The 9,314-nt window shown below is 73.3% G+C and carries 7 protein-coding genes and 3 pseudogenes; 6 read left to right on the forward strand and 4 right to left on the reverse strand.

Annotated elements, in window-relative coordinates; translation table 11 throughout:
* Position 1 precedes the first annotated feature (1 nt).
* Positions 2-286, reverse strand: coding sequence for a hypothetical protein (locus JM949_RS38010; protein WP_238434158.1), 285 nt, complete (start codon positions 284-286; stop codon positions 2-4).
* A complete protein-coding gene (locus JM949_RS30205; protein WP_309232397.1) occupies positions 271-1,467 on the reverse strand; it encodes an MFS transporter in 1,197 nt (398 codons plus the stop codon). The genes JM949_RS38010 and JM949_RS30205 overlap by 16 nt, the downstream gene beginning before the upstream one ends.
* Before the next feature lie 216 nt (positions 1,468-1,683).
* Between JM949_RS30205 and JM949_RS30210 the strand changes: the two genes are divergently transcribed.
* Positions 1,684-2,265, forward strand: coding sequence for a TetR/AcrR family transcriptional regulator (locus tag JM949_RS30210; protein WP_203151531.1), 582 nt, complete (start codon positions 1,684-1,686; stop codon positions 2,263-2,265).
* A 311-nt stretch (positions 2,266-2,576) separates the two neighbouring features.
* Here the strand turns inward: JM949_RS30210 and JM949_RS39365 are convergent.
* A pseudogene (locus JM949_RS39365) lies at positions 2,577-3,593 on the reverse strand (pentapeptide repeat-containing protein); the annotation flags it as partial.
* Between the two features lie 244 nt (positions 3,594-3,837).
* Between JM949_RS39365 and JM949_RS30215 the strand changes: the two are divergent.
* The 3 genes and pseudogenes from JM949_RS30215 to JM949_RS40040 all read left to right on the forward strand — a co-directional run.
* A complete protein-coding gene (locus JM949_RS30215) occupies positions 3,838-4,638 on the forward strand; it encodes an esterase/lipase family protein (RefSeq protein ID WP_203151532.1) in 801 nt (266 codons plus the stop codon).
* A 172-nt stretch (positions 4,639-4,810) separates the two neighbouring features.
* Positions 4,811-7,018, forward strand: coding sequence for a M48 family metalloprotease (locus JM949_RS30220; RefSeq protein WP_203151533.1), 2,208 nt, complete (start codon positions 4,811-4,813; stop codon positions 7,016-7,018).
* A 134-nt stretch (positions 7,019-7,152) separates the two neighbouring features.
* Positions 7,153-7,320: pseudogene (locus JM949_RS40040) on the forward strand (hypothetical protein); the annotation flags it as partial.
* A gap of 170 nt (positions 7,321-7,490) precedes the next feature.
* On the opposite strand, the gene JM949_RS30230 reads toward JM949_RS40040, so the two are convergent.
* A complete protein-coding gene (locus tag JM949_RS30230; protein WP_203151535.1) occupies positions 7,491-8,363 on the reverse strand; it encodes an aldo/keto reductase in 873 nt (290 codons plus the stop codon).
* Between the two features lie 244 nt (positions 8,364-8,607).
* Here JM949_RS30230 and JM949_RS30235 point away from each other — a divergent pair, with 244 nt between their 5' ends.
* Together JM949_RS30235 and JM949_RS30240 are read left to right on the forward strand one after the other, a co-directional pair.
* Positions 8,608-8,973, forward strand: coding sequence for a YciI family protein (locus tag JM949_RS30235; protein ID WP_203151536.1), 366 nt, complete (start codon positions 8,608-8,610; stop codon positions 8,971-8,973).
* A gap of 126 nt (positions 8,974-9,099) precedes the next feature.
* Positions 9,100-9,314 (forward strand): annotated as a pseudogene (locus tag JM949_RS30240) (hypothetical protein); the annotation flags it as partial.

Consider the following 9,314-nt stretch of genomic DNA (forward strand, 5'->3'; position numbering starts at 1 on the left):
CTCAGCGGGTCGCCGGCACGGTGGCGAACTCGCCGGCTAGCTCCGACTCGACGATCGTCGCGGTGGACGGCCGGCGACCGGCCGACGCCCGCCGGGCGGACGGGACGGCGAGGGCCGCGAGCGCGGCGGCCAGGGCGATCGCGGTGAGGACCAGAAACCCCATCGTGAAGCCGGCCTCCCGGGGCAGGCCGCTGGCCTGCGGGTGCGCGGTGATCACGCCGCTGACCACGGCGGCGCCGATCGCGCCGCCGATGGTGCGGATGTTGGCGTTCATGCCGGTCGCCACGCCGTCTGGCTGGCGGGCACGCTGGCCACGATCAGGTTGGCCATCGACGCGAAGGCCAGACCGATGCCGAGGCCGACCAGGCCACCGGCGACGGCGACCTCCCAGCGGGTGTCGTGCGCGGCGGCGAGCATCGCGGACGCGGCCACGTTGAACGCGGCACCGGTGGCGAGTTGCGCCTTGGCGCTGAACACGGCCTGGAGCCGGCCGGCGACGATGCCGGCGACGAACATCGCGACGAGCATCGGCAGCATGAGCAGACCGGCCTGGCTGATGCTGGCGCCGAAGCCGTAGCCGGCGGCGGTCGGGGTCTGCACGAACTGGGGCAGGAACGCGTACACGGAGAACATCGACCCGCCGTAGAGCAGCGCGACCAGGTTGGTGGTCCAGACGCCGGGCAGGCGCATCATCCGCATGTCGATGAGCGGGTTGCGCGAACGCAGTTCGGCGATCAGCCAGCCGACCAGCAGCAGCACGGCGAGGGCCAGCAGGCCGAGCACCCGGGTGCTGGTCCAGCCCCAGGCCGCGCCCTGGCTGATCGGCAGCAGCAGCGCGACCAGCCAACCGGAGAGCAGCACTGTGGCCCGCCAGTCGATCCGGCCGGGGGTACGCACCGGTGACTCCGGGATGAAGAGGTGGGCGGCGACGGCGGTCAGCCCCACCACGACCATCGGGATCCAGAACAACCACCGGTAGTCCAGCGCGGCGACGATCGGACCGGCCAGCACGACGCCCAGGCCACCGCCGGCGGCGACGATCGCCGAGATGGCGGCCACGGCGGAGGAGACCCGGGCGGCCGGGAACTCGTCCCGGATGATCCCGAACGACAGCGGGAAGACCGCGCCGCCGATGCCCTGCACGACCCGGGCGAGGATGAGCACGCCGATGTTCGGCGCGATGGCGGCCAGCAGACAGCCGAGCGCGAGGGCGGCGAGCGAGACGACGAGCATCCGCTCCTTGCCGACCATGTCGCCGACCCGCCCGAGGATCGGCGTGAAGATCGACGCGCTGAGCAGGTAGGCGGTGAGCACCCAGGTCACGGTGTTCTGGGAGGTGTGCAGATCTTGCTGGATGGTCGGCAGCACCGGGGTGATCAGCGACTGGAGCATCGCGAAGAATCCGGCACCGGCCGCGAGCACGGTGAAGGTGAGCCGACGCGAGCCGCGTCGGGAGGTCACTGCCACGAGAGAAAACTCCCTGATTACGTACGGAAGGAGGCATGTCACCCGTCGTCTGTGACGGGCTGGCTGTCGGGTCCGGGCGATCGGGTGGCCAGGCGGATCGGGCGGGTCCCGAGGTAAGCTAACCGGAGGCAGGCCTCCGGGGGTTCCGGAGGGGTGCCTCCACTAAGCTAGCGGAGGGGTGCCTCCGGTTGCAACCAGGGTGAGGTGACGTACGTCATGACCAGCGCGGGGCAGGCGCCCGAGGTGTTCGCTCAGCGGCCGAAGCGCGCCGACGCGCGGCGGAACTACGACGCCCTGATCGCCGCGGCGCGCGACGCGTTCGCCGAGCACGGCGCCGCCGCCTCGCTGGAGGACGTGGCCCGCCGGGCCGGGGTGGGCATCGGCACGCTCTACCGCAACTTTCCCAGCCGGCGACACCTCTTCGAGGCGGTCTACGTCGAGGAGGTCCGGGCGCTGAGCCGCTCCGCCGAGGACCTGGCCGAGCTGGCCCCGTGGGACGCCCTCGTCGCGTGGCTGCACCGCTTCGTCGGGTACGTCGCCACCAAGCGGGCGCTCGCCGAGCAGTTGCTGCACGACTCGGAGATCTTCGGGACCTGCCGGACGGAGATCTACGCCGCCGGTGAGCCGCTCATGCGCCGTGCCCAGGCCACCCGGGCGGTGCGCGACGACATCGGCTTCGACGACGTGGTGCGGCTGATCAGCGGCCTCACCATGGCCCAGTTCCCGTCGCCGGAGCAGCGCGACCGGGTGCTCGGCGTCGCCCTGGACGGGCTACGCCCGCCGGCCGCGCCCCGCTGACGCCCCCGGCCGCTCAGCGGTCGACAAGCAGCAGCCACTCGTCGTCGAGCCGATCGACCGCCGTGTCGGCGGGCCAGCAGTGTTCGCCGCCGGCCGCCGCGCGGGCCTGGTCGACCTGCGGCGGCGGTCGAAGCGGGCGGCGTCGAACCTGACCCCGCCCTCGAACCGGGCCGGCCGAAGTTTGCCGCACCGTCGAAACGCGCCTGCTCGAAGCACGCGTCGCCGGCGAACACGGTCCACCGGAAGAGCGCCATGTCCGCGAAGCGGACCGAGCGGAACCCGGCGTACCCGGCGAACTCGGTGTGCTCCATGGACAGCCCGCCGAGGAAGGTCGCCTCGCGGAACCGGGCGCCGTCCTGGAAGTGGGTCGCGTCGAAGCTGGTCGGCTCGTGGAACGTGGCCCGGTGAAATGACGTCGGGCCGGCGAAACGGGATCGCCGGCAGGACAGCCCGGTGAAGTCGGCCCGGTCGAAGCTGCTCTGACCCTCGAAGCGGGCGTCGTCCAGGACGACCTCCCCGTCGGTGGCGAGGTCGTCGAAGACCACGTCCCCGAGGGCCGCCGCGCCGAGGCTGAGCCGCCCGCGGGTGGTCGCGCCCGCGAAGCTGGTGGCGCCGCTGAAGACCGCGCCGGTGAAGTCCGCGTCGACAAGGGTGCAGCCGGCGGCGTCGAAGTCGACGAGCCGGGCGCCGGTCAGGTCCAGCCTGGCCTCCGGCCAGTGGGTCGCGTCGTCCGCGCGCAGGTGGCGGGTGAGCACCCGCTGCGCGCTGCGCCGGACCTCCGTCTCGCGCGGCTCGTCCTCGGGTGCCGGCATCCGCAGGTACGCGCAGAGCACCGCCACGATCGTCGGGCGCTGCGCCGGGTTGTCCTGGCCGAGGCGCTCCAGCGCGTGCAGGCCGCCGAGGCGTACCGCCGCGCTGTCGTTGCCGAGCAGCTCGACCGCCCGGGTGTACAGCTCGGTCAGCCGGCGCTCCGCCGCGTCGTGCTCGGCGGCGGTGGACTGCCGGTCCTGCTGGCGCTGCGCCGCCTCGGCCACCGACTCGGCGTGCCCCTGCACCCGGTCCCGGTGGGCCTGGTCCCGCTCGGCGACGCTCTCCTGGTGCCGTTGGGCGCGCTCGGCGATCCACTGGCGACGGGCGGCGAGCAGCAGCGCCAGCCCTCCGCCGGTGCCGGCGACCACGGTCAGGCCGGTGCGGATCGCGTCGATGCGCAGGGTCGCCCGGGTGTCCGGCTGGCTGGCCCGGTCCGCCTCGCCGAGCAGCAGGTCCAGCACCAGCCAGCCCAGCGCGGCGGCGAGCAGCAGGCCGACCAGGACCAGCCACCACGGCATCACCCGCAGCTCGCGCTCGGTGGGTTTCTCGACCGCCACGAGCACAGCATGCCAGGCACCACTGGTGTCCGATATGGAGCGTGGTGGGTATGCCCGTTTGCGCCTCCGTCGGGACAACGGGTTACCGGTCCGTAACAAGTCATTGACGTTGCTGAATTGTTGCGGGCATGATCGTCGCACGGTCGACCGGACACCCCCACCCACCTGCCCGGTTCGCCGGGCGCCTCCCGCTGGAGGTGCAGCGATGCTGCTCCGAAAGACCGCCCTCGTGCTGGCCCTCGCCGCCGCCGCCGTGCTCGCGTCCACCGCCACGGCGACCGCCGCCCCCGCCGACCCGGTGGCCGTGCCGACCGCCGCCGCCCCCGCCGACTTCGCGGCCGCCGCCGCGGCCAACCCGGTGATCGTGGTCGGTGGGCTCAGCGGCATCGCCGTCGCCTACGAGCCGATCGCCGCCCGGCTGCGCGCCGACGGCTACCGCACCTTCATCTACCAGCTTCCCGGGCTGGGCCTCGGCGACATCCCCACCTCGGCCCGCGCCTTCGCCAGCTACGTCAACCAGGTACGCGCCAGCACCGGCGCGGCGGCGGTCGACGTCGTCGCCCACTCCGAAGGCGGTCTGGTCAGCCGCTACTACCTCAAGCGGCTCGGCGGCACCGCCTCCGTCGGTCGCTACGTCAGCCTGGGCACCCCGCAGTACGGCACCTACGTGGCGAACATCGTCGCGTTCCTGGGCCTGGGCAGTTGTGCCGGCGTGGTCGCCTGCCAGCAGATGACCATCGGTTCGGCGTTCCTGGCCGACCTCAACGACGGCGACGACACCCCCGGCGCGGTCCGCTACACCACCATCCGCACCCTCCAGGACGAGCTGGTCCGGCCGACCGGGAACGCCGCCGTCAACGACGGTGCGACGAACGTGCTGATCCAGGCCTCCTGCCCGCTGCGGGTGGTGGGGCACCTCGGTCTGGTCCTCGACGGCACGGCGTACACCATCGTGCGCGGCGCCCTGGTCGACGGCCCGGTGCGACCCAACTGCCTCGCGCTCTGACCAGGCCGGGGGAGGTGGTCCCGGCGGGGCCACCTCCCGTGGGCGCGCGACGGTGAGTGTCGGTTGGCCGACGATGCGCCGAAACGCTCTGGCAGACATCAGACGTCCTCGATAACCTGCTCCGGCTGTCCATTCCCGACAGTTTTCGCCGTGAGGAGAAGGAGCAGCGCGGATGACCGAGCCGCACAGCGTGCCGCCGGAGAGCACCCCGCCGACCGTGCCGCAGCTCGACGTCCGGGCCGCCGAACCGCCGGCCGTCGACGACCCGCCACCCAGCGGTGGGTTCGCCGACCGGCCGCCGGGCTACCCCAGCGCGCTGGTCTGGCTGCGCGCCGGCATCCTGCGGGACTGGCGGGGCGTGCTCGGCGCGTTCGTCGCCACCTGGTTCTACCTGCCGGTCGGGCTGCTCCTGGCGTTCTGGGGTGGGCTCAGCCTCGCCGCCGTCGGCCTCTTCGCCGGTGGCCTCAACGCGGACGACCAGATCCCGTCGGCGCTGCGCGACGCCCCGCTGATCGGCTCTCTGCTGGAGGCGTTCCTCAGCCGCTCCGGCGGCCTGCTCGGCGGCGTGGCCGGCTTCGCGGCCGGCTTTTTGGCCGGTTTCCTCGCCGTGCTCGCGCTGCCCTGGATGGGGGTGGCCGACGAACCGCTGGCGCTGCTCACCGGGCTGCTCGGCACGGTCGCCGCGGCGGCGCTGATCGGGGTCCTCTACACGCTGTACCGGGTGCTGCTCGAACCGAAACTGCTCGTGGTGTCCGGCGCCCGCCAGCCCAGCCGCCGCGAGACCGCCCGCCTGCGCCCGGTGCTGGAGGAGTGCGCGCGCCGGCTCGGCCTGCCCAGCGTGCCCCGGCTGCTGATGGAGGACGACCCGGTCCTGAGCAACGCCCGGACGTACGCCCGGCACGTGGTGGTCAGCACCGCCGTGCTGACCGAGCCGGACGACGAGGTGGCCGCGCTGCTCAGTCACGAGCTGGTGCACTGGCGCACCGGCGACGAGATCACCAGCGCCTTCGTCCGTGGTGTCGGCCTGCCGCTGACCCTCGCGCACGCCCTGCCCACCTGGTTGATGCGGACCTTCCCGCACCCGGCCACCAACTTCGTGGTCTTCCTGTTCTTCTGGCCGGTGCTGCTCACCATGCGGTACGTGGTGCTGCCGCTGCACGCCCGCGACGTGCGGGCCGCGGAGTACCGGGCCGACCTGGGCGCGGTGCTGACCGGGCACCTCGACGGGCTACGGCGCGTCCTGGAACGGCGGCTCTCCTTCGAGAGCGGCCGTAGCGGCTGGGACGAGGCGGTCTGCGCCACCCACCCGCCGCACGAACTCCGGCTCGACGCGCTGGAGCGGGCGTCGGTGGCCGGCGTACCGGCGGACGCGGCCGAGCCCGTCACCGTCGAGCGGCTGTTCGGCCACACCGGCCCGGTCGGCACCCGCCGCACCTGGCTGCTGGTCGGCGCCCTCACCCTCGCCGCCTGCCTCGGCACCAGCGGTCTCGGCGTGGTGCAGTGGGCGTTCTTCCGCCCCCAGGCGGCGGTCGGCGGGTACTTCTCCGCGCTCGCCGACCGGGACAGCGCGGCCGCGCTCGACGTCCTCACCGACCAGGGCGACGGCACCGACCGGGACCTGCTCGCCAAGCTGCTGCGCGGCAAGGGCTACCAACCGCCGACCGACGTCGAGATCAGCGAACTGGAGCGCGACGGTGACAGCGCCACCGCCACGGTGACGTACCGGCTGGCCGACGCGCCGCAGACCGCCACCCTCACGCTGAGCCGCGAGCAGGAGGCCACCGCCGGGCTGTTCCACGGCTGGCGGTTGACTGGCGGGCCGATCCCGCTCAACTCGTCGATCGCCGACCCCGGGGTACGCCTCAACGGGGTGGAGCTGCCGGTCGCCACCGAGGGGGCACCGCTGGTGCTGTTGCCCGGGGTCTACACCGCGACCGGTCCGTCCAGCGCGCTCAGCGAGACGCCCACCACGGCCGTGACGGTCGGCCCGGGGCAGAGCGCGGCGAACCTCGAACTGACCCCGGTGCTCAAGCCCACGGCGGTCGAGGCGGTCGAGGCCCGGGTCCGCGCCTGGTTGGACGAGTGCGCCAAGCAGACCGTCGCCGCGCCGCCGGGCTGCCCGTTCCGGTACTACGGCGGCGAGAGCACCCGAAAGGTCACCTGGAAGATCCTGGAGTACCCGAAGATCGCCGTCGAGCTGACCGGCCCGAGCAGCGCCCGGGTCTTCACCCCGGTGGAGACCCAGGGTCGGGTGCAGGTCAGCGGCACCACCACGTACTTCGGCACCAGCTCGCCGTTCACCGACGACGACACGTTGACCGTCGCGGGCGTCGCCACCGCCGACGGGGACGCCGTCGCGTTCCAACCCGCCTCCGACTGACCGAAAGACACACCGTGACCGACAGTGACGTCGCAGCCCGGCTACCCGTCCGGCTGACCATCAACCCCCGTCAGCGCCAGCCCTCCGCTGTCGACCTGCTGACCTGGATCCACCGCCGCCCCGAGTACCGGCCGGTGGTCCGCCAGGCCGGCGGCGGCGGGGGACGCCCCGGCTTCAGCGACGCTGTGCTCATCGCGGTGCTGGCGCAGGGGCTGCTGCCAGGGCTGTTCAACCTGTTGCAGTCCTGGGTCGACCAGCAGCGCACCGAGGCCAGCGTCCGGATCCAGGCCGGCGACACCGAGGTGGAGATCCAGGTGAACGGCCGCACCGATTCGGCTCGCCTGCTGACCCAGGCGACCGAGGCGCTGCGCGCCGCCCGGGAGCCCGCCCGACGCCGCCGACTGAACCGACGGCGTCCGGGCCGATGGCGTCCGTCCGGTGGCGTCCTGGCCGGCGGCGTCCGGCCGGCGGCTCAGCTGGCCTTGGCGAGCGCCTCGAACTCGTCGTCGGTGAGCCGCACGTCGGCCGCGCCCACGTTCTCCTCCAGGTGCGCCACCGAGGAGGTACCCGGGATCGGCAGCATCACCGGCGAGCGGCGCAGCAGCCAGGCCAGCGCGAGCTGCGCGGGCGAGGCGCCGTGCCCGGTGGAGATCGCGTCCAGCGGGCCGCCCGGACGGGCCAGCTCACCGGTGGCGATCGGGAACCACGGGATGAACGCGAGGTCGTTGCGCTCGCAGTACTCCAGCACGTCCTCGGCGCTGCGGTTGGCGAGGTTGTACAGGTTCTGCACCGAGACGATGTCGGTGATCGCCCGGGACTCCTCGATCTGCGCGACGCTCACCTCGGAGAGCCCGATGTGCTGGATCTTGCCCTCCTGGCGCAGCAACGCCAGCTCACCCAGCTGATCGGCGAGCGGCACCTGCGGATCGATCCGGTGCAGCTGGTACAGCGGGATGCTGTCCAGGCCGAGGTGGCGCAGGCTCAGCTCACACTGCTGCCGCAGGTACTCCGGGCGACCCACCACGCGCCAGTCGCCCGGCCCGGACCGGGTGAACCCACCCTTGGTGGCGATGACCAGGTCGTCGGCGTACGGGTGCAGGGCCTCACGGATCAGCAGCTCCGACACGAACGGCCCGTACGAGTCGGCGGTGTCGATGAACGTCACGCCGAGCTCGATCGCCCGGCGCAGCACCCGGACCGCCTCGGCCGGGTCCTTCGGATCACCCCAGACACCCGGGCCGGTGAGCTGCATCGCCCCGTAGCCGAGCCGGTTGACGGTGACGTCGCCACCGATGCGGTACGTGCCGGACGCCTTCGCGGGCTGCTCGCTGATGTTTGTTGCCATTGCCCGATCCCCAATCGTCTCGTCGTGACGGGCGCGGAACGCGCGGGAACGCCGCACCCACCCGTCACCGGTAGATCATCCCCCGGAATCGGCCCCGCACACCGCTCGCCGGCCGACTGTGCGGGTGGACACCCGCCGGGCAGGCGCCGCGACCAGTTGCCGCGAAGCGCCCGGTGGGACCGCGGACCGCGTGCGACGCTGGCCGGAGCCGGTGCGATCCGGCGCGACGGCGGAGGGAGCACCCATGGCGGGAGTGCCGCAGGTCAACTTCGCGCTCGACACGTACGAGTGCATCGTGATCTATCCCGGCGCGGCCGGCCGGGCCCTGCCCCCGGAGACCGTGCAGCGGTTGCAGGCCGAGCACGCCGAGCACATGCAGGCGTTGCAGCGCCGCGGCATCGTCCTGGTCGCCGGCTCGATCGACGGGACGACAAACAACCCGGAGCCGCCGATCGGCTTCGGACTGGCCCGCACCGGCAGCGTGGAGGACGTCCGCAGCGTGCTGGAGGCCGACCCGGCGGTGCAGGCCGGGCTCTATCGGATCGACGTGCTGACCTTCCTCTGCCCGGCCGGCTCGTTGGAGTTTCCGCTGGTCAAGGCCGAGAGCTGAGTCGCCGGTCGACCGGCCGCTGTCGTGATGGCGACGGCGCTCGGCGGCGTGCCGGTGCTACGGTCGCGCCCAGCGAGGGCCGCCGCCGGGGCGTACCCGGCGCCAGGCCCCGGTCGAGGAGTCGCCATGGTCTCCGCCGCCACCCCCGATGTCAGCACGGCCGCCGCCCGGCTACGCGCCCTGCTCGGCGACCGGCTCCACGAGCCGGGCGACCCCGGCTTCGCCGCCACCATCCGGCTCTGGAACGGCGCGGTGCGCCGCGCGCCCGCGCTGGTCGCGCACTGCCGCGTCGCGACGAGGTGGCCGAGGCGGTCCGCGTCGCGCCCGGTGCCACCTGCCCG

Origin of the sequence: Micromonospora tarensis (genome assembly GCF_016803395.1) — a bacterium.
In the GTDB taxonomy this organism is placed as follows: Bacteria; Actinomycetota; Actinomycetes; order Mycobacteriales; family Micromonosporaceae; genus Micromonospora; species Micromonospora tarensis.

Excerpts from the sequence above, each read along its gene's own strand:
- JM949_RS30230 (WP_203151535.1), bottom strand. The coding sequence starts at position 8,363 with ATGGCAACAAACATCAGCGAGCAGCCCGCGAAGGCGTCCGGCACGTAC.
- JM949_RS30210 (WP_203151531.1), top strand. The coding sequence starts at position 1,684 with ATGACCAGCGCGGGGCAGGCGCCCGAGGTGTTCGCTCAGCGGCCGAAG.
- JM949_RS30235 (WP_203151536.1), top strand. The coding sequence starts at position 8,608 with ATGGCGGGAGTGCCGCAGGTCAACTTCGCGCTCGACACGTACGAGTGC.
- JM949_RS30220 (WP_203151533.1), top strand. The coding sequence starts at position 4,811 with ATGACCGAGCCGCACAGCGTGCCGCCGGAGAGCACCCCGCCGACCGTG.
- JM949_RS30215 (WP_203151532.1), top strand. The coding sequence starts at position 3,838 with ATGCTGCTCCGAAAGACCGCCCTCGTGCTGGCCCTCGCCGCCGCCGCC.